The sequence below is a fragment of the Pseudomonas sp. 1 R 17 genome (assembly GCF_900067035.1).
GTDB classification, from domain to species: Bacteria; Pseudomonadota; Gammaproteobacteria; order Pseudomonadales; family Pseudomonadaceae; genus Aquipseudomonas; species Aquipseudomonas marginalis.
This window is the reverse complement of record NZ_FKLB01000069.1, coordinates 300785-327048: the sequence shown is the minus strand read 5'-3', so window position 1 is coordinate 327048 and position 26264 is coordinate 300785. Positions and strand designations below refer to the sequence as shown.

Genomic DNA, 26264 nt, shown 5'->3' with positions numbered 1-26264 from the left:
ATTCTCCTGTGGATGAAGTGTCGCGTTATTTTCAGGGGAATCTGTTTCGTTATTCGTGATAAGTTTTCCGTTCATAGGGGAATTCAGGGCGACAATAGAGCCATGACGACACCGCGTTTTGATGGCGTTGAGCTGTTTCTGCACATCGTCGAAAGCGGCAACCTGACCGGGGCAGCCGAACGGCTGAACCTCACCCGCTCTGCGGTCGGCAAGGGCCTGGCGCGATTGGAAGCGCGCCTGGGCACATGCCTGTTGCAGCGCTCCACCCGCCGCCAGCGTCTGACCGAGGACGGCCAGGCGTACTACGAGCATTGCCTGCGCGCGTTGGCGGAGCTCGAGGCGGCCGAATCGGTGCTGGAAAGCGGCCGGCAACACCCACGCGGCCGCTTGCGGGCGAGTTTGCCACTGGCCTTCGGGCATCACTACGCGGCCCCGGCATTGTGGGGGTTGATGGCGCGCTATCCGGAGCTGGAGATCGAGATCAGCTTCGCCGATCGGCTGGTGGACCTGGCACAGGAAGGCTTCGACGTCGCTGTGCGGATCGGCCCGCTGCCCGACACCGACCGCCTCAGTGCACGTCGCCTGGGCGAACAGGCTGTTGGGCTGGCGGCGTCACCGGCGTACTTGCAGCGCGTCGGGCCGATTGAATGCATCGAAGACCTTGCCGGCCATCGCGGCATTGCCTATCGCAGCACGACCTCGCAGCGCAATCCCGTGGCCTCGCCGTTGATGATGGACGACCTCCAGGCGGTGGCCGATGCCGCCATCGCGGGCGTCGGCCTGGCCTGGTTGCCGAGTTGGTTGATTGCGCACTATGTGCTGCGGGGGCAGTTGGTCGCGGTGTTGCCCGGCTATCGCGAGCAACCTGCGCCGATCCATGTGATCTGGCCGACAGCCGTGCATATGCCGGCCAAGACGCGTTGTGCAATCGACGCTCTGGTCGCCGCCACCCCCAGTTGCCTGGCGGGCAGTTAGAACGCGATAGAGGTCTGCACGTACAGCGTACGCGGCTCACCCACGTATTTGCCCTTGTTGTTGTCGTCGAACGAGCGGGTGAAGTACTGCGTGTTGAAGATGTTCTTCACGCCGACCGCCACATTCAGATCCGAAAGTTGCGGGCCGAAGTCATAGGCTGCGCGGCTGCTGAACAGCATGTAGCCGGGGATTCGACCGTTGGCGCCGTCAGCACTTTCTGCCTGAGTGTTGGCGTTGTCGGCGAACTGGCTGCTCTGATAGCTGCTGTCCACATTGAGTTTCCAGCGCCCTTCGGTGTAACCCACGCCAAGGGTGCCCTTGTGCTTGGACGAGAAGGGCACGCGGTTGCCTTTGTTCGGGCCGTCTTCGCGGATGGTGGCGTCGACGTAGGCGTAGGTAGCGTACACATCGAAACCGGCCAACGCCGGGCTCAAGCCATCGAGGGCGTAGTTGACGCTGGTTTCAATACCCTGGTGGCGCGTTTCGCCGCGGGCGATCACCGAATCGTTGGTCTGGTTGCTTTCATACTGGTTGTCGAAGTTGATCAGGAACGCGCCGATCTCTGCGCGCAAGGTGCCGTCGTCATAGCGGGTACCCAGTTCCCAGGTGCGGGCTTTTTCCGGTTTCACTTCACCGCTGGTCACACGGTTAGGCATCTGGCTGTACTGCACGCTGCCGAATGAACCTTCGGTGTTGGCGTACAGGTTCCAGTCGTCAGTCAGGTGATAGAGCACGTTCAACGCCGGCAGCGCGGTGTTGTAGTCGCCTTTGTATTTGACGTTGGTCAGGTTGTTGCTCTGCTGGGACTCGATCATCTCGTAGCGGATGCCCGGGGTGATGGTCCACTTGCCGATATCAATCCGGTCATCGACGAAGAACGCATTGGCTTCGGTGCCGCCGCGGGTGTCGCGGTCGTTGCGGCTGTCGGTGCTGGGGATTTGCTGGTTGTTGGCGGAAATCGGCGTGCGGTAGCGCAACTCGTGGCCGGCTTCGTTGATGTAGCGGTAGCCGACGCCCACTTCATGGCTGGTCGGGCCGAGGTCAAAGCCTTGGGCGAAACGGGTTTCCAAGCCGCGCACCCAATACTCACGCGGGGACAGCGACAGGAAGGTGCCCTGGTCCAGGTAGCCGCTGCGCAGGGTCTTGGTGAAGAAGCTGTTGACGGTGAATTCGCGGCGGTCCTGCTCGTAGCGATAGCCGACGTTGAACATCGTACGGCGGCCCCAGAATTTGTCGTAGGGACGGGTGGACTGATATGGATCGGCCTTGTAGTCCGCGACGTTCAAGCCCCCAGGCATATCGGCCTGGCCTTCATAGTACTGCGCCATGGCGTTGAAGCTGTTGGCGTCGTCGAGCTGGTATTTGCCTTTGAGGATCAGGTCGTCGATGCGCGTGTTGCTGTTTTCGCGCCAGTCGCCGCCACGGGTGCCGGAATACAAAATCGCGCCGCCCAGGCCATTCTCGGCAGTGCCGCCGGCCAGCAGGTTGCCGGTGGTCTTGAAGCCGTCATGGCTGGAAGACGGGCTGGTCTCGGTCTGCAAGCCACCTTTGACGGTGGGTGCATCCGGGATCGCGCGGGTCACGAAGTTGACCACGCCGCCGACGTTCTGCGGGCCGTAGCGCACCGCGCCGCCGCCACGCACCACGTCCACGGCGTCCATGTTGCCCATGCTGATCGGCGCGAAGGACAGCTGCGGCTGGCCGTACGGCGCGAAGGGCACAGGGATGCCGTCCATCAGCACCGTTGAGCGCGAGGCCAGGCGCGGGTTGAGACCGCGAATGCCGAAGTTCAGCGCCATATCGTGGCTGCCGGTGCCGTTATTGTCCGGAGCGTTGACGCCAGGTATGCGGTTGAGCACGTCCTTGGCCTGGGTGGCGCCCTGGCGTTCGAACTCTTCGCGGCGGATCACGTCACGGGCGCCGGGGTGTTCGAAGACATTGGTTTGCGCCGCATCGCCGAGCCAGTCGCCGACCACGCTGGAGGTCGCCAACTCGACAGCCGCCGGCGCCGTTGCCGGTTGCAGGCTGTAGGCGTTGTCGCCTTCGGCGCGGGCTTGCAGGCCGGTACCTTCCAGCAGCTTCTGCAGGCCTTCGGCGGCGCTGTAGCTGCCGGACAAACCACGGCTTTGCATGCCCGCCGTGACTTCGGAACCGAAGGAAATCAACACGCCGGCTTCACGGCCAAACTGGTTCAGGGCTGCTTCCAGCGAGCTTGGGGCGATGTGATACGGCTTGGTATCGGCCGCCATCACGCAAGGCAGTACGGTCAGGCTGAGGCTGGCGCCCAGCAGCAGTTGGCGCAAGGTGCGGGCGAGAAGGGTGGGTTGCTGGGGCATGGAGGGCGGTCCTGAGAAGGAAGGATCAAGGTGGCTTTCCTTCTCTGTCACGCGAGGTGCGGAAAACGGCTCACGGTGGCTGAAAATAATTTATGCACGTGCCTGGACGCTCACCCAATAGCGGGTAAAACGCCGCACCTTGACCGGCAGGCTGACCTCCAGCAGGTCGAGGATGCGTTCGCTGTCGTCCAGCGGGTAGCTGCCGGACAGCAGCAGGTTGGCGACTTGCGCATCGCAATTGAGCTGGCCACGGCGGTAGCGACCCAGTTCGGCGAGAAAGTCCTCCAGGCGCATATGCGCGGCCACCAGCATGCCGTCGGCCCAGGCGCCGCTGTTGGCGTCGGTAGGGCGCGGAGTGTCCCAGCCTTTACGGGTGAAATTGACCTGGCGCGCCGCTTCGACCGTCAGGGGCAGGCCGCTGTAGGTGTTGGGCATCACCTCGACGCGGCCGTCCAAGACCGCCAGTTGGGTGTGGTCGTTGAGCTGGCGCACATTCAGGCGCGCCGCCTGGCTGCTGAGCAGGCCCTGGCCGGTCAACACCTGCAGCGGCGTGCTGCCGGCATTGCCGGTGAGCAGGATCTCGCCTTCGAGCAGGCGGATCAGCCGTTGCCGGCCGTCGAAGTGCACATCCACGGCGCTGCCGGTATTGAGTTGCAACTGGCTGCCGTCGGCCAATTGCACCTTACGCCGTTGGCCGACGGGGCTGCGATAGTCGGCGCTCAACGGCGGCAGGATATGCTGCTGGCGCAGGCTCCAGGCGGCGGCCGAACCGGCGCCGAGGATCAGCAACAACTTCAGCGCCTGGCGCCGGCTGGTGGCGGTCGGTGCGCTCAACGCCGCATGGGCCAGGGGCGAGGGCATGCCGCGCAGGCGCTGGTTGACGCGCTGGATATGGTCCCAGGCGCGCTGATGTTCGCTATGGGCATTCAGCCATTGTTGCCAGGCCGCCTGCTGGCGTGGGTTGAGCGCGCCTTGCTGCATTTCCATCAGCCAGTGCACGGCCTGTTCGGCAACCTGGGTCGAGACATTCATAGGGCGAAATAGCAGCGCATGGCGGCTTTATTCAGGTGGCGTTTGACGGTGGCAATGGAGATGCCCAGTTCGGCGCCGATCTGCGCATACGTCAGGCCGTCGAGCTGGGCCAGCAGGAACGTGCGTTTGACCTGGGTGGGCAAGCCATCGAGCAACAGGTCCAGCTCCAGCAGGGTTTGCAGGATGATCGCGCGCTCTTCTTCTGATGGCGCTACCTGCTCAGGCATCTGCGCCAAGGCGTCGAGGTAGGCGCGCTCCAGGTCCTGGCGGCGGTAGAAGTTGAACAACACACGCTTGGCGACCGTGGTGAGGAACGCGCGGGGCTCGACCAGCGTCGGCGCCTCCCGTGCGGTCAGGACCCGGATGAAGGTGTCCTGTGCCAGGTCTGCAGCACTTTCCGGGCAGCCGAGCTTGCGTCGCAACCAGCCGGTGAGCCAGTGGTGATGGTCGTTGTAGAGCACTTCGACAGTGTTGGACGGCTGCAACGCGATCTCCCTTTTGTGCATTCCGGAAAAATCTAGGCATGCTTTAGAGAACAAGAATTGTTCGCATTGTAGGGGGCCGCCAACCGTTCGGCAATGTGTGAAGGCAGGTGTTTCATCCGTTCTGTTTTGCTTATGAGAATATTTATCATTAATATTGCGCGCTGATGAACCTGGCGCCTCCCGCATGAAAAGCAAAACCTCACTGCCTGCTTCCTATCGTCTCGCTGTCACATCGCGGGTGCTCGCCGCTGTGGTTGGCGGTTACCTGATGGCGTCCCTGGCCAGTATCTGCCTGGCACTGTGGATGCCTGTCTCCCGCGCCGATGCGGTGATCACCGGGATGATGAGTTCGTTCGTGTTCTACCTGTTGGCAGTGCTGTGGTGCTTCGCCTGCCGTACGGCATGGCGCGCGTGGTGCGGCGTGATGCTGCCGAGCGCGGCGTTCGCCACCTTGGCAGGCCTGGGCTTGTGGATGGCACGCACATGAAAGAGGGCTTTCGTCAGGCCATGGCCTGGTTGCATACCTGGGCCGGGCTGATCTTTGGCTGGCTGCTGTTTGCGATTTTCCTGACGGGCACCCTGGCCTATTTCAAGGATGAGATCAGTCACTGGATGCAGCCCGAAGTGCAGGCCCATCCCCTGGATGATGCGCGCAGCCTGAGTGTCGCCCAGGACTACCTGCAGAAGGTCGCACCCACGGCCGCACGCTGGTTCATCACCTTGCCGGATGGCCGCGACCCTGGCCTGTCAGTGATGTGGCAAGACAAAGTCGACCCCGGCAAACGCGGCAATTTCATTCAGAAAACCCTCGACCCCGTGAGCGGGCAGGCTGTAGAGGCCCGGGAAAGCATGGGCGGGGATTTCTTCTACCGCTTCCACTTCCAGCTGCAAATGCCTTACCCGTGGGGCCGCTGGCTGTCGACCATTGCAGCGATGGTGATGTTCGTGGCGTTGATCACGGGCATCATCACCCACAAGAAAATCTTCAAGGACTTCTTCACCTTCCGCCCCCGCAAAGGCCAGCGTTCCTGGCTCGACGGGCATAACGCGGTGGGTGTGCTGGTGCTGCCGTTTCACCTGATGATCACCTACAGCAGCCTGGTGATTTTCATGAGCATGGTGATGCCGGCGCCGATCGTGGCCTCCTATGGCAACGACACCCGGGCCTTCTTCAATGACGTGTTCCCCGCCACCAACAACGCGCCGGCGCTGGGCCAGCCAGGCCAATTGCTGTCATTGCTGCCGATGTACGAGCAGGCGAGGGCGCAGTGGGCGGGTGGGCATGTCGGGCGGCTGGCGGTGAACAACCCGAGTGATGTAAACGCTTCGGTGAACCTGTTCCGTGCCAGCTCCGACCGCGTGGTGCATGACTTCGGCAGTACCGTGTCGTTCAACGGCAACACGGGTGAGTTGTTGCGGGTCAGTGCTGAACAATCGCTGCCGGCGGCGATCGGCGGCAGCTTCTATGGCCTGCACATGGGCCATTTCGCCGGTCCGGTGCTGCGCTGGTTGTACTTTATCTGCGGCCTGGCGGGCACGGCGATGATCGGCACGGGACTGGTGATCTGGCTCGGCAAGCGGCAACTCAAACATGCAAAAAGCGGCGTGATGCCGTTCGAACTGCGGCTGGTGGAAGTGCTGAACATCGCCAGCATGTCCGGGCTGTTGATCGCCATTGCAGCCTTCTTCTGGGCCAACCGTTTATTGCCGGTGGGCTTTGCCGAGCGCTCCGATTGGGAAGTGCAGGCCTTCTTTATCGCCTGGGGCCTGAGCCTGTTGCACGCGATCCTGCGCCGGGGCCGCCAGGGTTGGGTTGAGCAATTGAGCTTCGCAGCACTGCTGTTTGCCGCAATCCCGTTGCTTAATGCCCTGACCACGTCGCAGCACTTGGGCGCTTCACTGGCGACGGGCGACTGGGCCATGGCGGGCTTCGACCTGACCTGCCTGGCCAGCGGTGTGTTCCTCGCCTGGGCAGCCTGGAAGATGCAGCACCGCAAGGCCCCGCAGCCCAAGACCGAACGGGCGCGGCCGCTGCAGCTCAAGCAGGAGGCGAACTGAATGCTCCTCGCGCTGCTGATGTGTTACGCCGGGTTTACCGCCTTGTGCCTGTCCACCGACCGTCACCACGGCGAACTGCTGCACAGCAGGCCATCACCTCGGCGGCGTATTGCTTTGCGCGTCATCGGTTGGCTGCTGCTGACCGTCTCGATCTGGCCCGCCGTGGCTGTCGCCGGTTGGGGCCAGGGCCTGGTGGAGTGGTGCGCGGTGTTGATGCTCAGCGCCCTGTTGCTGGTGCTGTTGTTGCCGTATCGGCCAAGGCTGGCCTTGATCCTGGCAGGCGTCGGCCTGCTGGCCTGCCCTGTTGCCGCCTTCGCAACGTTCTGAGCCGCCGCCATGATGATCAGCACCCCACCCGATTCCCAGGACAGCCCCCAGGCTGACGCGGCGGGTGGGCGCGCGCATTTCCTGCAGGTGTTCTTGTCCCAGCGTTCGCAGATGGAAGCGTTGGTGAGCCGACGTGTCGGGTGCCGCGCCACGGCGGCCGACCTGGTGCAGGACCTGTTCCTGCGGTTTTGGCGTCGGCCATTGGTGCAGGTCGAAGAACTCAGCACCTACCTGTTGCGCTGCGCCGGCAATATCGCCATCGACCACCTGCGCAGCGAAGGCGCGCGGGTGCGCAGCAGTGAAGGCTGGCTGCCGGAACAGCAGGATAACCAGGGCTCCGAACCCCAGGCGGCGCTCGAGGCGGGCAACGACCTGCGGCATGTCGAAGCCGCCCTGCGCAGCCTGCCGGAGCGCACCCGGCAGATCTTCCTGCTCAACCGCATTCACGGGCGCAAGTACGCGCAAATCGCCAAGGCCATGGGCCTGTCCCAAAGCGCCGTGGAAAAACATATGATGCGTGCCCTCGAAGCCTGCAAAGCCAGCCTTCGCGAACCATCGCCATCGCGCAAGCCAGGGAAAGCACCGTGAATCCGACCCCCACACCTGACCAGGAACAAGCCGCACTGGCCTGGCTGAGCCTGTTGCACGACCAGCCCAGCAGTGGCGACCAGGCCACGTTCAGCCGCTGGCTAAGGGCAGATTCTGCGCACGTCGAAGCCTATGCCCAGGCCCAGGTGCTCTGGGAGTTGAGCGAAGTGCCGGCACGCCAACTGGCGGATGAAGACGCGCTGGCATTGCAGGGTTACCTCAATGCGATGAACACCCCGACGCGCTCGCGGGTGGTGCGCTGGTCCGGCGCATTAGCCATGGCGGCGTGCCTGGTGTTGATGGTGTCCATGGGCGCCGGTTGGCAGCCTTCGCGGTGGATCGATGACTTCGGCGCCGATTACGTGAGCGCACCGGGAGAAGTGAAGACCGTCACCCTGGCCGATCAATCCCGGGTCACGCTGGATGCGGACAGCGCCATTGCCGTGGACTTCAGCGACGGTGAGCGGCATATCCAATTGCGTCGCGGTGCAGGTTTTTTCAGCGTCACCCACACCGGCGAGTCCTTTGTGGTCGAGGCGGGCGGCGGCGAAGCGCGGGTGCTGGGGACGCAGTTCGAAGTGCGCCTGCAACCGGCGGGGGCCGAGGTGACGGTGTTGTCGGGACGGGTGGGCGTGACCGCGTCGAAACAGGGCCCGCAGCAAATTCTGACGGCGGGCCAGCAAGTGGCCTACGCCGATGGCAGCGCCGATCCCTTGCACGCGGTCGACAGCGAATCCCGCCTGGCCTGGCGGGATGGCTGGCTCAACTACTACAAGGCGCCGCTGGCGGAGGTGGTCAAGGACTTGGGGCGTTACTACCCTGGCCGCATCCTGCTGCTCAACGAAGAGATGGGTGCCAAGCGCGTCAGCGGCAGCTTCCCGAGCAAAGACCCGCAGGCGGTACTCAACGCCTTGCAAGCGGTATTGGGGTTCGAGCAGCACAGCCTGTTGGGGCGGGTAATCGTGGTGCGCTGATTATTTCAGCGCGGCCATGATCGCGTCAGGGTTGTAGTCGCGAATCAGCGTCCCGTTGACGTCCACAAACGGAATCCCGCCACCACCCAGCGCCTCATACGCCTTGCGCGCCTGGGCGTCCTTCTCGATATCGACGGCCTGGTACGGAATGCCCTTCTGGTCCAGGAAGCGGCGGATCTGCTTGCAGTAGCCGCACCACTCGGTGGCATACAGCACCACCCGCGCCGAGGCTCGCGTCTGCTCCGGGACCACCTGGGAGGGGTTGAACAGCCGCTCGATCTTGCCCCAGTTCTGGATAACCACCACCACCAGCAACACCAGCAGGACTTTCTTGAGGACCCCGCCGAGCATCAGTTGCGGCGCTTGAGCTGGTCGGTCAGTTGGGTCGGCAGGCCCTTGATGATCAAGGTGCCGGCGGCCTCGTCGTACTCGATCTTGTCGCCCAGCAAGTGTGCTTCAAAGCTGATGGACAAGCCCTCGGCGCGCCCGGTGAAGCGGCGGAACTGGTTGAGGGTGCGTTTATCCGCCGGGATTTCCGGCGACAGGCCGTAGTCCTTGTTGCGGATATGGTCGTAGAACGCCTTGGGCCGATCTTCATCGATCAAGCCCGACAGCTCTTCAAGGCCCATGGGCTCGCCGAGCTTGGCCTGGCTGCTGGCGTAATCGACCAGGGTCTTGGTTTTTTCGCGGGCGGATTCGTCCGGCAGGTCTTCGCTTTCGACGAAGTCGCTGAAGGCCTTGAGCAGGGTGCGCGTCTCGCCCGGGCCGTCGACGCCTTCCTGGCAGCCGATGAAGTCGCGGAAGTATTCCGAGACCTTCTTGCCGTTCTTGCCTTTGATAAACGAGATGTACTGCTTGGACTGCTTGTTGTTCTGCCACTCGGACACGTTGATACGCGCTGCCAGGTGCAACTGGCCCAGGTCCAGATGGCGCGACGGGGTGACGTCCAGCTCGTCGGTTACCGCCACGCCTTCGCTGTGGTGCAGCAGGGCGATGGCGAGGTAGTCGGTCATGCCTTGCTGGTAGTGGGCAAACAGCACGTGGCCGCCGGTGGAGAGGTTGGACTCTTCCATCAGTTTTTGCAGATGTTCGACGGCGGTGCGGCTGAACGTGGTGAAATCCTGGCCACCCTCGAAATATTCCTTCAACCAACCGCTGAACGGGTGCGCGCCGGATTCGGCATGGAAGAAACCCCAGGCCTTGCCTTGTTTGGCGTTGTAGCTCTCGTTGAGATCGGCAAGCATGTTCTCGATGGCGGCCGACTCGGCAAGCTCGGAGTCGCGGGCGTGGAGAACTGCAGGTGTGCCGTCGGGTTTTTTGTCGATCAGGTGGACGATGCAATGACGGATCGGCATGGGCTTCTCGGCTGGTTGAAGGGGAGCGGTCGGCCTCCCCGAAAAGTCGCCCAGTGTACCGCACCCATTGGTCAAGACACGCGTCGAAGGGCATTTTGGGTGCTCTCGGACGAGGCATATGCCTTTTTTTCACGGTTTAGAGCGATAAAGCTGACCAAATGGGTAGGTAGAGGCGGATATTTCCCCGTCTCTGTGCTAGTTTTGCCCCGTCTTACGCCAAGTCTCGGCGATAAGCGTGCATTCAGCATCTGTCAGGTCGAACCAATCCCCGTTTCAAGCATCTATAACCCCGATCTCCGTGGTTATAGCCGGGGGTGCCAGGCCATGACGGTCGGGCTCGACGGCTGACACTGCACTCTGCAATCCATATGAATTTGATAGGGAAGGAACACCACAATGGCTATTACTAAAGACCAACTGATCGCTGACCTGGCTGAAGCAGTAGACGCACCGAAAACCACCGTGCGCGCTCTGCTGGACCAACTGAGCCAAGTTGTTGCTGACCAGCTGGAAAACGGCGGCGAAATCACTCTGCCAGGCGTTGGCAAACTGAAAGTGACCGAGCGTCCTGCCCGTACTGGCCGTAACCCTTCGACTGGCGCTGCCATCGAAATCGCTGCCAAGAAAGTTATCAAGCTGGTTGTGGCCAAAGGCCTGACCGACGCTGTTAACAAGTAAGACGCAGCAAAAAAAACCGTGCTCCGGAGCGATCCGGGCACGGTTTTTTGTTGCCTGGGATTTGTCTCTATCGCACCCAGCGCTGGCGCCAGATCTGCTGTTCGTTCTTGGTCTGGAAGGTCCAGGCCACGAAACGGCTCTGCTTCTGGCCCTGGGACATTTCCACCACCTGGCTTTCCAGCACGCCGGCTTTTTTCAGGGCGGTCTCGATCGCGGGCAAGTTTGACGCTTTTGACACCAGGGTGCTGAACCACAACACCTTGTGGGCAAAGTGCGCACTCTCGGCGATCAATTGCGTCACGAAGCGCGCTTCACCGCCTTCACACCACAACTCGGCCGATTGGCCTCCGAAGTTGAGCACCGGCAATTTGCGCTTGGGATCGGCCCGGCCCAGGGCGCGCCACTTGCGCTCGCTGCCCTTGGTGGCTTCGTCCATGGACGCATGGAACGGTGGGTTGCACATGGTCAGGTCAAAACGCTCACCCGGCTCCAGCAGGCCCAGCAGGATGTGCTTGGGGTTTTCCTGCTGGCGCAACTGGATGACCTTGCTCAGGTCGTTGGACTGCACGATGGCCTTGGCGGCGGCCACGGCGATAGGGTCGACCTCCGAGCCGAGGAAGTTCCAGCGGTACTCCATATAGCCAATCAGCGGGTAGACGCAGTTGGCGCCCATGCCGATGTCCAGCACCTTGACGATTGAACCGCGCGGGATCTTGCCCTCGTTGACACTGGCCAGCAGGTCGGCGAGGAAGTGCACGTAGTCGGCACGTCCCGGTACCGGCGGGCACAGGTAATCCGCCGGGATGTCCCAATGCTGGATGCCATAGAAGGCCTTGAGCAACGCCCGGTTGAACACCCGCACCGCGTCCGGGCTGGCGAAGTCGATGCTCTCTTTGCCATAGGGGTTGATGATCACGAATTGCGCCAGTTCCGGCGTGGTCTTGATCAACGCCTGGAAGTCGTAACGGCCTGTGTGGCGGTTGCGTGGGTGCAGGGTAGCCTCTTTGCGCGGCGCGACGGGTTTGGCCGTGGCTGCGGTCTTAGGCTTCTTGCGTGGAGGTTTGGGCGTAGTGGGGGCGGTCATGATGATTCTGGTGTTGGCTCAAAGTGGCGGCCATTGTCACACATTCCCGAGGATAACTCGGTCAAATGTGGGAGCAAGCCCCCTCCCACATTGACCGCAAGCACAAAAAAAGAGACCCGAAGGTCTCTTTTTTCACACGGATTGCCCCTTAGAGGCTGGAAATCCGCGCATGTTGCTCCGCCAGCTTGCCCAAAGCCTGTTCGGCCTCGGCCAGCTTGGCGCGTTCCTTATCGATCACTTCAGCCGGTGCCTTGTCGACGAATGCCGCGTTGGACAGCTTGCCGCCCACCCGCACCACTTCACCTTGCAGGCGCAGGATTTCCTTGTCGAGACGGGCCAGTTCCGCGCCCTTGTCGATCAAGCCGGCCATCGGCACCAGCACTTCCATCTCGCCGACCAGCGCGGTCGCTGACAGTGGCGCTTCGGCGCCATCCGCCAATACGGTGATCGATTCCAGCTTCGCCAGCTTCTTGAGCAGCGCATCGTTCTCGGTGAGACGACGCTGGTCTTCGGCGCTGGCGTTCTTCACGAAGACCGCCAGAGGCTTGCCCGGGCCGATGTTCATTTCGGCGCGGATGTTGCGCGTGCCGAGCATCAGGGTCTTGAGCCATTCAATGTCGCTTTCGGCCGCCTCATCGATACGTGCTTCGTTGGCCACCGGCCAAGGTTGCAGCATGATGGTCTTGCCGTCTTTGCCGGCCAGCGGCGCGAGGCGCTGCCAGATTTCTTCGGTGATGAACGGCATGAACGGATGCGCCAGGCGCAGGGCGACTTCGAGCACGCGTACCAGGGTGTGACGGGTGCCGCGCTGACGTTCGATCGGCGCGTTTTCGTCCCACAGCACGGGCTTGGACAGTTCCAGGTACCAGTCGCAATACTGGTTCCAGATGAACTCGTACAAGGCCTGTGCGGCCAGGTCGAAACGGAACTGGTCGAGTTGACGGGTCACTTCGGCCTCGGTGCGCTGCAGCTGCGAGATGATCCAGCGGTCGGCCAGGCTAAGTTCGATGGCCTCGCCGTTCTGGCCGCAGTCTTCGCCTTTGTCCAGCACGTAGCGCGCGGCGTTCCAGATCTTGTTGCAGAAGTTGCGATAGCCTTCGACGCGGCCCATGTCGAACTTGATGTCGCGACCGGTGGACGCCAGCGAGCAGAAGGTGAAGCGCAGCGCATCGGTGCCGTAGCTGGCAATGCCGTCGGCGAATTCGTCGCGGGTCTGCTTCTCGATCTTCTTCGCCAGTTTCGGCTGCATCAGCCCCGAGGTGCGTTTCTGCACCAGGGTTTCCAGGTCGATGCCGTCGATGATGTCCAGTGGGTCGAGGACGTTGCCCTTGGACTTGGACATCTTCTGGCCCTGGCCATCCCGAACCAGGCCGTGCACGTACACGGTCTTGAACGGTACCTGCGGCGTGCCGTCCTCGTTCTTCACCAAGTGCATGGTGAGCATGATCATCCGGGCAACCCAGAAGAAAATGATGTCGAAGCCGGTGACCAGCACGTCGGTGGAGTGGAATTTCTTCAGGAATTCGGTCTGCTGCGGCCAGCCCAGGGTGGAGAACGTCCACAGGCCCGAGCTGAACCAGGTGTCGAGTACGTCGTTGTCCTGTTGCAACGCCACGTCCGGGCCGAGATTGTGCTTGGCACGTACTTCGGCTTCGTCGCGGCCCACGTAGACCTTGCCCGACTCGTCGTACCAGGCCGGAATACGGTGGCCCCACCACAGCTGGCGGCTGATGCACCAATCCTGGATGTCGCGCATCCACGAGAAGTACATGTTTTCGTACTGCTTGGGCACGAACTGGATACGGCCGTCTTCCACGGCAGCAATCGCCGGCTCGGCCAGTGGCTTGGTGGACACGTACCACTGGTCGGTCAGCCACGGTTCGATCACGGTGCCGGAGCGGTCGCCCTTCGGCACTTTCAGGGCGTGGTCGTCGACGCTGACCAGCAGGCCTGCAGCGTCGAAGGCAGCAACGATCTGCTTGCGCGCTTCGAAACGGTCAAGGCCGGCGTATTCGGCCGGGATCTTGCCGTCGATGCTGTCGTTCAGCGTACCGTCCAGGTTGAACACCTGGCAGGCCGGCAGCACGGCGGCATTCTTGTCGAAGATATTCAACAACGGCAGGTTGTGGCGCTTGCCGACTTCGTAGTCGTTGAAATCGTGGGCCGGGGTGATTTTCACGCAGCCGGTGCCGAATTCAGGGTCGCAGTAATCGTCGGCGATGATCGGGATGCGGCGGCCTACCAGCGGCAACTCGACGAACTTGCCGATCAGTGCCTGGTAGCGCTCGTCGTTCGGGTTGACCGCGACGGCGGCGTCGCCAAGCATGGTTTCCGGACGGGTGGTGGCGACGATCAGGTAATCGTTGCCCTCAGCGGTTCTGGCGCCGTCGGCCAGCGGGTATTTGAGGTTCCACAGGAAACCTTTCTCGTCGTGGTTTTCCACTTCAAGGTCGGAAATCGCCGTGTGCAACTTGGTGTCCCAGTTGACCAGGCGCTTGCCGCGGTAGATCAGGCCGTCTTCATGCAGGCGCACGAAGGCTTCTTTCACCGATTCCGACAGGCCGTCATCCATGGTGAAGCGCTCGCGGCTCCAATCCACGGACGAGCCGAGGCGACGAATCTGACGGCTGATGTTGCCGCCGGACTGGTCTTTCCATTCCCAGATTTTTTCCAGGAATTTCTCGCGACCCAGATCGTGACGGTTCTGGCCAGTGGCTTCGAGTTGGCGCTCCACCAGCATCTGGGTGGCGATACCGGCGTGGTCGGTACCCGGCTGCCACAGGGTGTTGCGGCCCTGCATGCGGCGGAAACGGATCAACGCATCCATGATCGCATTGTTGAAGCCATGGCCCATGTGCAGGCTGCCAGTGACGTTCGGTGGCGGAATCATGATGGTGTAGGACTCGCCCGCGCCTTGCGGAGCGAAATAGTTCTCGGACTCCCAGGTGTTGTACCAGGAAGTTTCAATAGCGTGCGGCTGGTAGGTCTTATCCATGCGCGGCGGGACCCTAGTTGGCATATATTCAGGAAAGCCGGCAAGTATAACGGGGGATAGGGCGCAGGGCGAGGCGAAGGCGGGCTTAAGGTGCAGGCAATCAAATGTGGGAGGAGTTTGCCACCTCCCACAGGGGATCTATGGACGGTTTAAGACTGGTACTGGCTGAGCAGCCGCTCCATCCGCGCATCCATCCGGCGCTTGATCTCGGTTTCGATATGGGGGGCAAAGTCGTCGATCACGTCTTGCATGATCAATTGCGCAGCGGCACGCAGTTCGTTGTCCAGGTGCAGCAGCAGGGCGTCGGGGCCCTTTTCAGCCGCAGCAGGGGCAGCGTCCACCACAACGGGGGCTTCGACAACCGGTTCCGGGGCGACCTGCTTGCCGCCGACCATGTCGAACAACAGCGGAATCTGTACCTCGCCATCGGCCTGTTCGGTCAATAGCGGCGGTTGCAAGTCATCATCACCCAGCAACTGACGGATCGACTCGAGGTCGTCCAGCAGGTGGTCATCTTTTTTTGTCGGGTTGGGAGTGTCCATCATGTACTCAAAGTCGTTGTAGCCGGTGATCTTGCAAAGGATAGCCCTGTTCGCGGTAGAAACGGAAACTCTCCCGCGCGGCCTGACGAATAGCCGGATCTTCCACCACCACTTCCGCCACACGGGCGAAGGCCTTGGCAAAAGGCGGTACTTTCAGGTCCAGGTTGACCAGCAGGTCCTGGTGATTGCCGCAACTGTCCCCCAAACCCAGGACAACCTGGCCTTCGGGTTCTGATTCTGCGGGGCCGTGGGGCACGAAGCTTTCGCCCTTGAAACGCCACAGGCGGGCGTCGAGCTCGTCGCGTTGGGCTGCATCGCTGCAATGCAGGTAGATGCGGTGGCCCATGCGCCAGGCTTTTTCGGTGAGTTTGCAGGCGAAGTCCAGGCGCGCGAGCGGATCGGCGCTGGGCAATATATAGAAGTCGACTTGGGTCATTGCGGTTCCTGGGCTGCCGCGCCTGCCGCCGTCATAATGTAGGAGCGAGCTTGCTCGCGAAGAACCTGAGAACAATGCGTTCATCCAAGATGAACGCGTTATCGTTGACGCTCTTCGCGAGCAAGCTCGCTCCTACAGTTGACCGCGGCAGGCAGTTGGGCAGGTGTTTAGGCTTTGGCGCGGTCCAGCAGGTATTGGGTCAGCAATGGCACCGGACGGCCGGTGGCGCCCTTGTCCTTGCCGCCGCTGGTCCAGGCCGTGCCGGCGATGTCCAGGTGCGCCCAGTTGAAGTTCTTGGCGAAGCGCGACAGGAAACACGCAGCCGTGATGGTGCCGGCTTTCGGGCCGCCGATGTTGGCGATGTCGGCGAACGGGCTGTCCAGCTGTTCCTGGTACTCATCGAACAGCGGCAGTTGCCAGGCGCGGTCGTCGGCGGCCTTGCCGGCGCTGAGCAGCTGCTCGATCAACTCGTCGTTATTGCCCAGCAGGCCCGAGGTGTGGGAACCCAGGGCAACGATGCAGGCGCCGGTCAGGGTGGCGATGTCGATCACGGCCTGTGGCTTGAAGCGCTCGGCGTAGGTCAGGGCATCGCACAGCACCAGGCGGCCTTCGGCGTCGGTGTTGAGGATTTCCACGGTCTGGCCGCTGAGGGTGGTGACGATGTCGCCCGGACGGGCCGCGCCGCCGCTCGGCATGTTTTCGGCGCAGGCCAGAATGCACACCAGGTTGATCGGCAGCTTCAGTTCCAGCACGGCGCGCAGGGTACCGAACACGCTGGCGGCGCCGCCCATGTCGTACTTCATCTCGTCCATGCCCAGGCCCGGCTTGAGGCTGATGCCGCCGGTGTCGAAGGTGATGCCTTTACCCACCAGGGCGTAAGGCTTCTCGGACTTCTTGCCGCCGTTGTATTGCATCACGATCAGGCGTGGCGGTTGGTCGCTGCCCTGGCCCACGGCATAGAACGAGCCCATGCCCAGTTCCTTGATCTTCTTCTCATCCAGGACTTCGACTTTCAGGCCCTTGAACTCTTTACCCAATGCCTTGGCCTGTTCGCCCAGGTAGGTCGGGTGGCAGATGTTCGGCGGCAGGTTGCCCAGGTCGCGGGTGAACGACATGCCATTGGCGATGGCCTGGGCGTGAGTCACGGCGCGCTCGACTTCAGCCTGGGCGGCCTTGATGGTCAGCAGGGTGATTTTCTTCAGGGCGCGGGGTTCGGTTTTCTGGCTCTTGAACTGATCAAAAATGTAGCCGCCGTCCACCAGGGTTTCGGCCAGCAGGCGGGTCTTGCCGTAGCTGTCACGGCCTTTTACGACGATTTCATCGAGTGCCAGTGCCGCATCGCTGCCGCCCAGGCCCTTGAGGGTGTTGAGGATGCCGCTGATGATCTTGCGGAACGGACGGTCGCCCAGTTCAGCGTCCTTGCCCACGCCCACCAGCAATACGCGGTCGGCTTTCAGGTTAGGCAGGCTTTGCAGCAGCAGGCTCTGGCCGACTTTGCCGGCCAGGTCGCCGCGCTTGAGAACCGCGCTGATCGCGCCGCCGCTGAGTTCGTCGAGCTGCCTGGCGGCTACGCCGAGCTTGCGGCCTTCGCCGATGGCGACCACGAGGGTGGCGGTTTTCAACGTTTCGGGGCTAACGCTTTTTACAACCAATTCCATTTTCGGGTCCCTTATATAAGGTCTGAGAGCCTGGCGTCTGTACGCAGGCTTTAAAGCGTGGCGGCTGTGTAAACCACCAGCGACAAAGGCCGCAGTTTGAACCTCGCCGACGGAGCCTGACAACCCTTTGTGCCTGCGCATGAGGTTGCGCAGTGACAGGCGCGGTCAATCACAGGATAATGCGCCATCTTTTTAGCCGGCCCGGTGCAAACGGGCTGACTCGGTATGCTTGCTTGTTTGGCCGCCTTAGCCTGACAACCCTGGAGTGTCTGGTTTGATCGTCTTCCGTTATCTGTCCCGCGAAGTCCTGTTGACCCTGAGTGCCGTGAGTGCGGTCCTGCTGGTCATCATCATGAGTGGTCGTTTCGTCAAATACCTGGCCCAGGCTGCCTCCGGCGCCCTGGACCCAGGCTCGCTGTTCCTGATCATGGGCTTTCGCCTGCCGGGATTCTTGCAACTGATCCTGCCGCTGGGCCTGTTCCTCGGCATCCTGCTGGCCTACGGCCGCTTGTACCTTGAAAGTGAAATGACCGTGCTCTCGGCCACCGGCATGAGCCAGCAGCGCCTGCTGGGCATGACCATGATTCCGGCGGCCGGCGTTGCGCTGATCGTGGCCTGGTTGAGCCTGAGCCTGGCTCCCCAGGGCGCGATGCAGTTCCAGTTGGTGCTGAACAAACAGGACGCGATGACCGAGTTCGACACCCTCGAGCCGGGCCGTTTCCAGGCACTCAATGACGGCTCGCGGGTGACTTACACGGAAACCTTGACCGACGACCGCGCCAACCTGGGCGGTGTGTTCATCTCCGAGAAACGGTTTGGCCAGGACAAGAAAGACCGGGGCATTTCCGTACTGGTGGCCGATTCGGGCCGCCAGGAAGTGCGTCCTGACGGCAGCCGCTACCTGATCCTGGAAAATGGCTATCGCTACGATGGCAGTCCAGGCATGGCCGACTATCGCGCGATCAAGTACGACACCTATGGCGTGATGCTGGCCCGCCCGGATATCAGCGACGAAGTCACCGACCGCGACGCCATCCCCACGGCGGACCTGCTCGGCAGCAAGGAACTGCGCTCCATCGCCGAGCTGCAATGGCGGATTTCCCTGCCGCTGCTGGTGTTTATCGTGACCCTGATGGCCGTGCCGCTGTCGCGCGTCAACCCGCGCCAGGGCCGTTTCCTCAAGCTGTTGCCGGCGATCCTGCTGTACATGGCTTACCTCACCATCCTGATTTCCGCCCGTGGCTCCCTGGAGAAAGGCAAGCTGTCGCCGGTCCTGGGCCTGTGGTGGGTGCACGGCATGTTCCTGTTGATCGGCCTGGGGCTGCTGTATTGGGAGCCTATTCGTTTGAAAATGATGAGCCGTCGTGGCCAGAAGGAGTTGGCTCGTGGCTAAGCTCGATCGCTACATTGGTAGCAGCGTCCTGATCGCCATCCTGGCGGTACTGGGCATTATCCTGGGCCTGGCCTCGTTGTTCGCCTTCATCGATGAAGTCGGCAACGTCAGCGACACCTATACCGTATGGGACGTGCTCGGCTACGTGGCACTCACCGCGCCGCGTCGTCTCTACGACATGATGCCGATGGCCGCGCTGATCGGTTGCCTGATCGGCCTGGGCAGCCTGGCCAGCAACAGCGAACTGACCATCATGCGCGCCGCCGGTGTGTCCATCGGGCGTATCGTCTGGGCGGTCATGAAGCCTATGTTGCTGCTGATGCTGTGCAGCGTGCTGATCGGTGAGTACGTAGCGCCGCCGGCCGAAACCACCGCCCAGGCCAATCGAGCCCTGGCCCAGGGCTCGGGCGATGCACAAAGCGCCAAGCATGGCCTGTGGCACCGCCAGGGTGATGAGTTCATCCACATCAACGCCGTGCAACCGGGCGGGCTGTTGATCGGTGTGACGCGCTATACGTTCGACAAGGAACGTCACATGCTGTCGTCCAGTTTCGCCAAACGCGCGCAGTACGGCGACGAAAAATGGCAACTGACCGACGTCACCACGACTTACTTCCGCAATGTCGGCCAAGGCACCAAGGCCAGCACCGAAGTGATCAATGTGCCGAGTGAAGAGTGGGATATCGCCCTCAAGCCGGAACTGCTCAATACGGTGGTGATGATCCCCGAAAGCCTGCCGATCTCCGGGTTGTGGGGCTATATCCACTACCTGAAGGATCAAGGCTTGAATAACGGTCGTTACTGGCTGGCATTTTGGGTCAAGGTGTTGCAGCCGGTGGTGACCGCCGCACTGGTGCTGATGGCGATCTCGTTCATCTTCGGTCCGTTGCGCTCCGTGACCCTCGGCCAGCGGGTATTCACTGGCGTGCTGGTCGGTTTCACCTTCCGCATCGCCCAGGATCTGCTCGGCCCGTCGAGCCTGGTGTTCGGGTTCTCGCCGCTGTTTGCAGTGCTGGTGCCGACGGCCATCTGCGCCCTGGCCGGGTTCTGGCTGCTGCGCCGGGCCGGCTGATACCGCACCGTTGGATAAAAAATGCCCCGCTCGGATGAGTGGGGCATTTTTGTTCTGGTCAGCAAAGATGACGCCCGGCCTGAGCATCAGGTACAATTCCCGGCTATTTTTCAGCGGGCAATCTGCCTGCAGCCTTTTTGAGTGTTGATCCGTGAGTGATTTGAGTCATATCCGCAATTTCTCCATCATCGCCCACATTGACCATGGTAAGTCGACGCTGGCCGATCGATTCATCCAGATGTGCGGCGGCCTTGCCGAGCGTGAAATGGAAGCCCAGGTGCTGGACTCCATGGACCTCGAACGCGAGCGCGGGATCACCATCAAGGCCCACAGCGTTACCCTGTACTACACCGCCAAAGACGGTATCAAGTACCAGTTGAACTTCATTGACACCCCGGGCCACGTGGACTTCACCTATGAAGTCAGCCGCTCCCTGGCGGCCTGCGAAGGTGCGCTGCTGGTGGTGGACGCGGGACAGGGTGTTGAAGCCCAGTCCGTGGCCAACTGCTACACCGCCATCGAGCAAGGCCTGGAAGTCATGCCGGTGCTGAACAAGATCGACCTGCCACAGGCCGATCCGGACCGCGTAAAAGAAGAAATCGAAAAAATCATCGGCATTGACGCCACCGACGCCGTCGAGTGCAGCGCCAAGACCGGCCTGGGCGTCGACGAAGTGCTCGAGCGCCTGGTCAAGACTATCCCGGCTCCCACCGGCAACTACGAAGATCCGCTGCAGGCGTTGATCATCGACTCCTGGTTCGACAACTACCTGGGGGTTGTCTCCCTGGTACGCGTGCGCCACGGCCGTGTGAAGAAGGGCGACAAGATCCTGGTCAAGTCCACCGGCAAGATCCACCTGGTGGACAGCGTCGGTGTATTCAACCCCAAGCACACCGCGACCACTGATCTGAAAGCCGGTGAAGTAGGTTTCATCATCGCCGGCATCAAGGACATTCATGGTGCGCCGGTGGGTGACACCCTGACCTTGAGCTCCACCCCTGACGTCGACGTGCTGCCGGGCTTCAAACGCATCCAGCCGCAGGTCTACGCCGGCCTGTTCCCGGTCAGCTCCGACGACTTCGAAGACTTCCGCGAAGCCCTGCAAAAGCTGACCCTCAACGACTCGTCGTTGCAGTACACCCCGGAAAGCTCCGACGCCCTGGGCTTCGGCTTCCGCTGCGGCTTCCTCGGCATGCTGCACATGGAAATCATCCAGGAGCGCCTTGAGCGCGAGTACGACCTGGACCTGATCACCACGGCGCCGACGGTTATTTTCGAGCTGCTGCTCAAAAACGGTGAAACGATTTACGTCGACAACCCGTCCAAGCTCCCAGACCTGTCTTCCATCGAAGACATGCGCGAGCCGATCGTGCGGGCCAATATCCTTGTGCCGCAGGAACACCTGGGCAACGTCATTACCCTGTGTATCGAAAAGCGTGGCGTGCAGCACGACATGCTGTTCCTCGGTACCCAGGTGCAAGTGACCTACGATTTGCCGATGAACGAAGTGGTCCTGGACTTCTTTGACCGTCTCAAATCCACCAGTCGCGGCTATGCTTCGCTGGATTACCATTTCGACCGTTACCAATCGGCTAATCTGGTGAAACTGGATGTGCTGATCAACGGCGACAAGGTCGATGCCCTGGCACTGATCGTGCACAAGGACAACGCGCACTACAAAGGTCGCCAGTTGACCGAGAAGATGAAAGAACTGATTCCGCGCCAGATGTTCGACGTCGCGATCCAGGCCGCCATTGGCGGGCAGATCATTGCGCGAACCTCCGTCAAGGCACTCAGAAAGAACGTACTGGCCAAATGCTACGGTGGCGACGTCAGCCGTAAGCGCAAGCTGCTTGAGAAGCAAAAGGCCGGTAAAAAACGCATGAAGCAAGTGGGCAACGTGGAAATTCCACAAGAAGCCTTCCTTGCGGTGCTCAGGTTGGATAGTTAGGTCCTATGTCGCTAAATTTCCCGCTGTTGCTGGTCATCGCCGTTGCCGTTTGCGGTCTCCTGGCGTTGCTCGATCTGGTGTTCTTCGCCCCGCGTCGGCGGGCGGCTATCGCGTCCTATCAGGGCAGCGTCAGCCAGCCCGATGGCATGGTGATCGAGAAGCTGAACAAAGAGCCTTTGCTGGTTGAATACGGCAAGTCGTTCTTCCCGGTGTTGTTCATCGTGCTGGTGCTGCGCTCGTTCCTGGTGGAACCGTTTCAGATCCCGTCGGGCTCGATGAAACCTACCCTGGACGTGGGCGATTTCATCCTGGTGAACAAGTTCTCCTACGGGATTCGCCTGCCGGTGATCGACAAGAAGGTCATCGAAGTCGGTGATCCGCAGCGCGGCGACGTGATGGTGTTCCGCTACCCGAGCGACCCGAACGTCAACTACATCAAGCGTGTGGTAGGCCTGCCGGGCGACGTGATTCGCTACACCAGCGACAAGCGCCTGTTCATCAACGGCGAGTCGGTGGCCGAGAAGCTGATCGGTTCCGAACCGAACAGCCTGGGCAGTGCCGAGCTGTACCAGGAAAAACTCGGTGCGGTAGAGCACGAAATCCGCAAGGAAATGAGCCGCTACCGTGCCATGCCTGATGGTGAGTGGAAAGTGCCGGCCGGGCACTACTTCATGATGGGCGACAACCGCGACAACTCCAATGACAGCCGTTACTGGGATGACCCGAGCATTCCCAAGGACCTGCTGGGCATGGTTCCCGACCAGAATATCGTCGGCAAGGCCTTTGCGGTCTGGATGAGCTGGCCGGAACCCAAGCTCAGCCACCTGCCGAACTTCTCGCGGGTCGGGCTGATCAAGTAATACAAGCGGCGCTGTGCACACAGCGCCGAATGCTTTTCTGGGGCCTGGACATTTCCCGTCCCCGTGCAATACCAACCAGGATTTGAATTTGAACACTGCGTCAATCGTCGATGGCCGCCGGTGCCACCACACAGATATGGGTAAACCGTGACCGTTTCTCTAAGTCGTCTCGAGCGCCAGCTCGGCTACACCTTCAAGGATCAGGAATTGATGGTCCTTGCCCTCACACACCGCAGCTTTGCAGGGCGTAACAACGAACGCCTGGAATTCCTCGGTGATGCCATCCTCAATTTCGTCGCCGGTGAAGCTCTGTTCGAGCGCTTTCCCCAAGCCCGTGAAGGCCAGCTGTCGCGTTTACGCGCACGCCTGGTAAAGGGCGAGACCCTGGCCGTACTGGCCCGTGGTTTTGGCCTGGGTGAGTACCTGCGCCTCGGCTCCGGTGAGTTGAAGAGCGGCGGGTTCCGCCGTGAGTCGATCCTGGCCGATGCGCTTGAGGCATTGATCGGCGCGATCTACCTCGATGCAGGCATGGAAGCGGCCAAGGAGCGCGTCACCGCGTGGCTGACCTCCGAGATCGAAAGCCTCACGCTGGTCGACACCAACAAGGATCCGAAGACCCGACTGCAGGAATTCCTGCAATCGCGCGGTTGCGACCTGCCACGCTACGAAGTGGTGGATATCCAGGGTGAGCCCCATTGCCGCGTGTTCTTCGTGGAATGTGAAATCACCTTACTGAATGAAAAAAGCCGAGGTCAGGGTGTGAGCCGTCGCATTGCCGAACAGGTAGCGGCCGCTGCAGCACTGATTGCCCTGGGCGTGGAGAATGGCCATGACTGATTCAACCGCAACACGCTGTGGCTATGTTGCCATCGTCGGCCGCCCGAACGTGGGCAAGTCCACGCTGCTGAACCATATCCTCGGCCAGAAGCTTGCAATCACCTCGCGCAAGCCGCAAACCACCCGCCACAACATGCTGGGCATCAAGACCGAAGGCAGCGTGCAAGCGGTCTACGTCGACACCCCGGGCATGCACAAGGGCGGCGAGAAAGCCCTTAATCGCTACATGAACAAGACGGCCTCGGCGGCGTTGAAAGACGTGGACGTGGTGATCTTCGTGGTCGACCGCACCAAGTGGACCGACGAAGACCAGATGGTTCTCGAGCGTGTGCAGTACGTCACCGGCCCTTTGATCGTCGCGTTGAACAAGACCGACCGCATCGAAGACAAAGCCGAGCTGATGCCGCACCTGAGCTGGCTGCAGGAGCAACTGCCGAACGCCCAGATCATGCCGATCTCGGCCCAGCACGGCCACAACCTCGAAGCCCTGGAGCGCGTGATCGCCGGCTACCTGCCGGAGAACGAGCACTTCTTCCCGGAAGACCAGATCACCGACCGCAGCAGCCGTTTCCTCGCCGCCGAACTGGTGCGTGAGAAAATCATGCGCCAGATGGGCGCCGAGCTGCCGTACCAGATCACCGTTGAAATCGAAGAGTTCAAGCAGCAGGGCAAGACCCTGCATATCCATGCGCTGATCCTCGTCGAACGTGACGGCCAGAAGAAAATCATCATCGGCGACAAGGGCGAGCGCATCAAACGCATCGGCACCGAAGCGCGCAAGGACATGGAATTGCTGTTCGATTCCAAGATCATGCTTAACCTGTGGGTGAAGGTTAAGGGTGGTTGGTCCGATGATGAGCGTGCGTTACGCTCCCTTGGCTACGGCGACCTGTAAGGACACCGCAGGGCAAAAAATGTGGGAGGGGCTTGCCCCCGATAGCCATGGATATCTACACAATTTTCCGTGGTCTGTGGCGAGGGAGCTTGGGCCCGTGGCGGCCTTCGGGCCGACCGCTTTTTGGGGTTTGGGGGAGTACATATCCGTTGCTGCGGTCACGGCGACTTAGGGTTCCGCCCTTACGGCGGGTCACTTTTGGAAGAGCCCAAAAGTAACCAAAAGGCTCTCGCCCCACCACTCGGTATCTCGCCTAGGCTCGGTATGCCCGAACGCAGGCTTGAATCCGTGGGCCGCCGTCATGGGCCATCCCTGGCCCAGGACGGCTAACCCGGCGTCCTGCCGGGTTACCCACGGATTCAAGCCTGCGTTCGGCCAGCGTGGTTAACGGGGCGCCTGAGATCAAGATCAAAAGCCAGAGCCAGAGCAGATCAAAAGATGGCTGACTTCGTCAGCGGTTAAGGAAGTAGAAGCCACACCGCGTACGCTTCAAAGATCAGGTCGGCTTTAAGGCCGCCTCGTCTTGTTTTTGATTTGGGATCGCCCCGTCAAACACGCTGGCCGAACGCAGGCTTTGGAGTGTGGGTAACCCGGCAGGACGCCGGGTTAGCCGCGCTGGGCCATGGATGGCCCATCGCGGCGGCCCACGCTCCAAAGCCTGCGTTCGGGCACACCGAGCCTAAGCGAGGTGCCGAGTGTTGGGGCGAAGGCCTTTTGGTTACTTTTGTGCCTTTACAAAAGTGACACGCCGTAAGGGCGTAACCCTAAGTGGCCGTTACCGCAGCAACGGATATGTACTCGGTCAAATCCAACGACATGGTCGGCCCGAAGGCCGCCACGGGCCCAAGCTCCCTCGCCACAGGCCGCTGAAAAAAGTTGTGTAGATACTTATGCCCCGATAGCGGTGGGTCAGTTAACCAATAAATGACTGACACACTGCCATCGGGGGCAAGCCCCCTCCCACATTAGGTTTGTGTTGTTTTCAAGATAGAGAACCCATGTCCCAATCCCAACCCATCAGCCAACTCGCCTACGTCCTGCACAGCCGCGCCTACCGCGAGACCAGCGCGCTGGTGGATTTCCTCACGCCCCAAGGCCGCCTGCGCGCGGTGTTGCGCAGCGCGCGGGGCAAGGCGGGGACATTGGCGCGACCTTTCGTGGCGTTGGACGTGGAGTTTCGCGGCAAGGGCGAGCTGAAAAACGTCGGCCGCCTGGAAAGCGTCGGCACGTCCGCCTGGCTCAATGGCGATGCACTGTTCAGCGGCCTCTACCTCAATGAACTGCTGATCCGCCTGTTGCCCGCCGAAGACCCGCACCCGGCGGTCTTCGATCACTATGCCGCCACCTTGCTGGCCCTGGCCGAGGGCCGCCCCCTGGAGCCGCTGTTGCGCGCCTTCGAATGGCGCCTGCTTGACGACCTGGGCTACGGCTTCGAACTGCACAACGACCTGCACGGCGACCCCATCGCCGCCGACGGCATGTATCGCCTGCAGGTGGATGCGGGTCTGGAGCGTGTGTACCTGCTGCAACCGGGGCTGTTCCAGGGCACCGAGCTGCTGGCCATGAGTGAAGCCGACTGGACTGCACCGGGCGCCTTGTCCGCCGCCAAGCGCTTGATGCGCCAGGCGCTGGCCGTGCACTTGGGTGGACGGCCGCTGGTCAGTCGCGAGTTGTTTCGAAAGCCCTGACATCCCCGTGTATGCTGTGCAGCGTTTCTTTCCCCTTTTCAGGAG

Annotated in this window: 24 protein-coding genes; 14 read left to right on the top strand and 10 right to left on the bottom strand. The window is 61.5% G+C overall.

Features of this window, described 5'->3' with window-relative positions; translation table 11 throughout:
- Nucleotides 1-102: 102 nt before the first annotated feature.
- Nucleotides 103-975 (top strand): LysR family transcriptional regulator, encoded by an 873-nt coding sequence (locus BFP99_RS30440; protein WP_065924193.1) that lies wholly within the window; start codon nt 103-105, stop codon nt 973-975.
- Here the strand turns inward: BFP99_RS30440 and fecA are convergent.
- The 3 genes from fecA to BFP99_RS30425 form a co-directional block, all read right to left on the bottom strand.
- Nucleotides 972-3311: a TonB-dependent Fe(3+) dicitrate receptor FecA gene (gene fecA / locus BFP99_RS30435; RefSeq protein ID WP_065948905.1), complete on the bottom strand. Its 2340-nt coding sequence runs from the start codon at nt 3309-3311 to the stop codon at nt 972-974. The genes BFP99_RS30440 and fecA overlap by 4 nt on opposite strands.
- Nucleotides 3312-3401: 90 nt before the next feature.
- Entirely contained in the window at nt 3402-4343 is a 942-nt protein-coding gene (locus BFP99_RS30430) for a FecR domain-containing protein (RefSeq protein ID WP_065948904.1), read from the bottom strand.
- On the bottom strand, nt 4340-4828 hold the full coding sequence (locus tag BFP99_RS30425) for a sigma-70 family RNA polymerase sigma factor (protein ID WP_065949018.1): 489 nt from the start codon (nt 4826-4828) through the stop codon (nt 4340-4342). The genes BFP99_RS30430 and BFP99_RS30425 overlap by 4 nt, the downstream gene beginning before the upstream one ends.
- A gap of 184 nt (nt 4829-5012) precedes the next feature.
- Between BFP99_RS30425 and BFP99_RS30420 the strand changes: the two genes are divergently transcribed.
- Genes BFP99_RS30420 through BFP99_RS30400 form a run of 5 tightly spaced genes read left to right on the top strand, consistent with a single transcriptional unit; the run spans nt 5013 to nt 8775 of the window.
- Nucleotides 5013-5315 carry a DUF3649 domain-containing protein gene (locus BFP99_RS30420; RefSeq protein ID WP_065924190.1) on the top strand — a complete coding sequence of 101 codons (303 nt, stop codon included), beginning with the start codon at nt 5013-5015 and terminating at the stop codon, nt 5313-5315.
- A complete protein-coding gene (locus tag BFP99_RS30415; RefSeq protein ID WP_065948903.1) occupies nt 5312-6886 on the top strand; it encodes a PepSY-associated TM helix domain-containing protein in 1575 nt (524 codons plus the stop codon). Before BFP99_RS30420 ends, BFP99_RS30415 begins: the two co-directional genes overlap by 4 nt.
- On the top strand, nt 6887-7213 hold the full coding sequence (locus BFP99_RS30410) for a DUF3325 domain-containing protein (protein ID WP_065948902.1): 327 nt from the start codon (nt 6887-6889) through the stop codon (nt 7211-7213).
- A gap of 9 nt (nt 7214-7222) precedes the next feature.
- Nucleotides 7223-7801 carry an RNA polymerase sigma factor gene (locus tag BFP99_RS30405; RefSeq protein WP_065948901.1) on the top strand — a complete coding sequence of 193 codons (579 nt, stop codon included), beginning with the start codon at nt 7223-7225 and terminating at the stop codon, nt 7799-7801.
- Complete coding sequence (locus BFP99_RS30400) at nt 7798-8775, top strand: FecR family protein (protein WP_065924186.1); 978 nt, start codon at nt 7798-7800, stop codon at nt 8773-8775. The genes BFP99_RS30405 and BFP99_RS30400 overlap by 4 nt, the downstream gene beginning before the upstream one ends.
- Here the strand turns inward: BFP99_RS30400 and BFP99_RS30395 are convergent, their stop codons facing one another.
- Together BFP99_RS30395 and yejK are read right to left on the bottom strand one after the other, a co-directional pair.
- Nucleotides 8776-9126, bottom strand: a complete 351-nt coding sequence (locus BFP99_RS30395) for a glutaredoxin family protein (RefSeq protein ID WP_065924185.1) — start codon at nt 9124-9126, stop codon at nt 8776-8778. It abuts the gene before it with no gap.
- Complete coding sequence (gene yejK, locus BFP99_RS30390; protein ID WP_012722392.1) at nt 9126-10130, bottom strand: nucleoid-associated protein YejK; 1005 nt, start codon at nt 10128-10130, stop codon at nt 9126-9128. The genes BFP99_RS30395 and yejK overlap by 1 nt, the downstream gene beginning before the upstream one ends.
- Before the next feature lie 396 nt (nt 10131-10526).
- Between yejK and BFP99_RS30385 the strand changes: the two genes are divergently transcribed.
- Nucleotides 10527-10808, top strand: a complete 282-nt coding sequence (locus BFP99_RS30385) for an HU family DNA-binding protein (RefSeq protein WP_003188840.1) — start codon at nt 10527-10529, stop codon at nt 10806-10808.
- Nucleotides 10809-10875: 67 nt separating this feature from the next.
- Here the strand turns inward: BFP99_RS30385 and rlmF are convergent, their stop codons facing one another.
- From rlmF to BFP99_RS30360, 5 genes are all read right to left on the bottom strand, one after another.
- The gene (rlmF, locus tag BFP99_RS30380; RefSeq protein WP_027604671.1) at nt 10876-11892 is read right to left on the bottom strand and encodes a 23S rRNA (adenine(1618)-N(6))-methyltransferase RlmF; all 1017 of its coding nucleotides are present in this window, start codon (nt 11890-11892) and stop codon (nt 10876-10878) included.
- A 148-nt stretch (nt 11893-12040) separates the two neighbouring features.
- Nucleotides 12041-14887, bottom strand: coding sequence for a valine--tRNA ligase (locus BFP99_RS30375; protein WP_065948900.1), 2847 nt, complete (start codon nt 14885-14887; stop codon nt 12041-12043).
- A gap of 149 nt (nt 14888-15036) precedes the next feature.
- On the bottom strand, nt 15037-15429 hold the full coding sequence (locus tag BFP99_RS30370; RefSeq protein WP_065924183.1) for a DNA polymerase III subunit chi: 393 nt from the start codon (nt 15427-15429) through the stop codon (nt 15037-15039).
- A 7-nt stretch (nt 15430-15436) separates the two neighbouring features.
- Nucleotides 15437-15865, bottom strand: a complete 429-nt coding sequence (locus BFP99_RS30365; RefSeq protein ID WP_027604668.1) for a DNA polymerase III subunit chi — start codon at nt 15863-15865, stop codon at nt 15437-15439.
- A 167-nt stretch (nt 15866-16032) separates the two neighbouring features.
- Nucleotides 16033-17523, bottom strand: a complete 1491-nt coding sequence (locus BFP99_RS30360) for a leucyl aminopeptidase (RefSeq protein WP_065924182.1) — start codon at nt 17521-17523, stop codon at nt 16033-16035.
- 274 nt (nt 17524-17797) lie between these two features.
- Here BFP99_RS30360 and lptF point away from each other — a divergent pair, with 274 nt between their 5' ends.
- The 7 genes from lptF (at nt 17798) to recO (ending at nt 26219) form a co-directional block, all read left to right on the top strand.
- Nucleotides 17798-18916: an LPS export ABC transporter permease LptF gene (gene lptF, locus BFP99_RS30355; protein WP_065924181.1), complete on the top strand. Its 1119-nt coding sequence runs from the start codon at nt 17798-17800 to the stop codon at nt 18914-18916.
- Nucleotides 18909-19988, top strand: a complete 1080-nt coding sequence (gene lptG, locus BFP99_RS30350) for an LPS export ABC transporter permease LptG (RefSeq protein WP_065924180.1) — start codon at nt 18909-18911, stop codon at nt 19986-19988. Before lptF ends, lptG begins: the two co-directional genes overlap by 8 nt.
- Before the next feature lie 151 nt (nt 19989-20139).
- Complete coding sequence (lepA, locus tag BFP99_RS30345; RefSeq protein ID WP_027604664.1) at nt 20140-21939, top strand: translation elongation factor 4; 1800 nt, start codon at nt 20140-20142, stop codon at nt 21937-21939.
- 5 nt (nt 21940-21944) lie between these two features.
- Nucleotides 21945-22799, top strand: coding sequence for a signal peptidase I (lepB, locus tag BFP99_RS30340; RefSeq protein ID WP_027604663.1), 855 nt, complete (start codon nt 21945-21947; stop codon nt 22797-22799).
- Nucleotides 22800-22946: 147 nt separating this feature from the next.
- On the top strand, nt 22947-23636 hold the full coding sequence (rnc, locus tag BFP99_RS30335) for a ribonuclease III (protein WP_027604662.1): 690 nt from the start codon (nt 22947-22949) through the stop codon (nt 23634-23636).
- A complete protein-coding gene (gene era / locus BFP99_RS30330) occupies nt 23629-24531 on the top strand; it encodes a GTPase Era (protein ID WP_027604661.1) in 903 nt (300 codons plus the stop codon). Before rnc ends, era begins: the two co-directional genes overlap by 8 nt.
- A 998-nt stretch (nt 24532-25529) precedes the next feature.
- Nucleotides 25530-26219, top strand: coding sequence for a DNA repair protein RecO (recO, locus tag BFP99_RS30325; protein ID WP_065926597.1), 690 nt, complete (start codon nt 25530-25532; stop codon nt 26217-26219).
- Nucleotides 26220-26264: the final 45 nt, after the last annotated feature.

What these genes read in the sequence shown, in the direction of transcription:
- BFP99_RS30375 (WP_065948900.1), bottom strand. Translation starts at nt 14,887, where the DNA reads ATGGATAAGACCTACCAGCCGCACGCTATTGAAACTTCCTGGTACAAC.
- BFP99_RS30415 (WP_065948903.1), top strand. Translation starts at nt 5,312, where the DNA reads ATGAAAGAGGGCTTTCGTCAGGCCATGGCCTGGTTGCATACCTGGGCC.
- BFP99_RS30370 (WP_065924183.1), bottom strand. Translation starts at nt 15,429, where the DNA reads ATGGACACTCCCAACCCGACAAAAAAAGATGACCACCTGCTGGACGAC.
- BFP99_RS30395 (WP_065924185.1), bottom strand. Translation starts at nt 9,126, where the DNA reads ATGCTCGGCGGGGTCCTCAAGAAAGTCCTGCTGGTGTTGCTGGTGGTG.
- BFP99_RS30430 (WP_065948904.1), bottom strand. Translation starts at nt 4,343, where the DNA reads ATGAATGTCTCGACCCAGGTTGCCGAACAGGCCGTGCACTGGCTGATG.
- rlmF (WP_027604671.1), bottom strand. Translation starts at nt 11,892, where the DNA reads ATGACCGCCCCCACTACGCCCAAACCTCCACGCAAGAAGCCTAAGACC.
- BFP99_RS30360 (WP_065924182.1), bottom strand. Translation starts at nt 17,523, where the DNA reads ATGGAATTGGTTGTAAAAAGCGTTAGCCCCGAAACGTTGAAAACCGCC.
- BFP99_RS30410 (WP_065948902.1), top strand. Translation starts at nt 6,887, where the DNA reads ATGCTCCTCGCGCTGCTGATGTGTTACGCCGGGTTTACCGCCTTGTGC.
- lepB (WP_027604663.1), top strand. Translation starts at nt 21,945, where the DNA reads ATGTCGCTAAATTTCCCGCTGTTGCTGGTCATCGCCGTTGCCGTTTGC.
- BFP99_RS30420 (WP_065924190.1), top strand. Translation starts at nt 5,013, where the DNA reads ATGAAAAGCAAAACCTCACTGCCTGCTTCCTATCGTCTCGCTGTCACA.
- BFP99_RS30365 (WP_027604668.1), bottom strand. Translation starts at nt 15,865, where the DNA reads ATGACCCAAGTCGACTTCTATATATTGCCCAGCGCCGATCCGCTCGCG.
- fecA (WP_065948905.1), bottom strand. Translation starts at nt 3,311, where the DNA reads ATGCCCCAGCAACCCACCCTTCTCGCCCGCACCTTGCGCCAACTGCTG.
- recO (WP_065926597.1), top strand. Translation starts at nt 25,530, where the DNA reads ATGTCCCAATCCCAACCCATCAGCCAACTCGCCTACGTCCTGCACAGC.
- BFP99_RS30440 (WP_065924193.1), top strand. Translation starts at nt 103, where the DNA reads ATGACGACACCGCGTTTTGATGGCGTTGAGCTGTTTCTGCACATCGTC.
- yejK (WP_012722392.1), bottom strand. Translation starts at nt 10,130, where the DNA reads ATGCCGATCCGTCATTGCATCGTCCACCTGATCGACAAAAAACCCGAC.
- BFP99_RS30405 (WP_065948901.1), top strand. Translation starts at nt 7,223, where the DNA reads ATGATGATCAGCACCCCACCCGATTCCCAGGACAGCCCCCAGGCTGAC.
- era (WP_027604661.1), top strand. Translation starts at nt 23,629, where the DNA reads ATGACTGATTCAACCGCAACACGCTGTGGCTATGTTGCCATCGTCGGC.
- BFP99_RS30385 (WP_003188840.1), top strand. Translation starts at nt 10,527, where the DNA reads ATGGCTATTACTAAAGACCAACTGATCGCTGACCTGGCTGAAGCAGTA.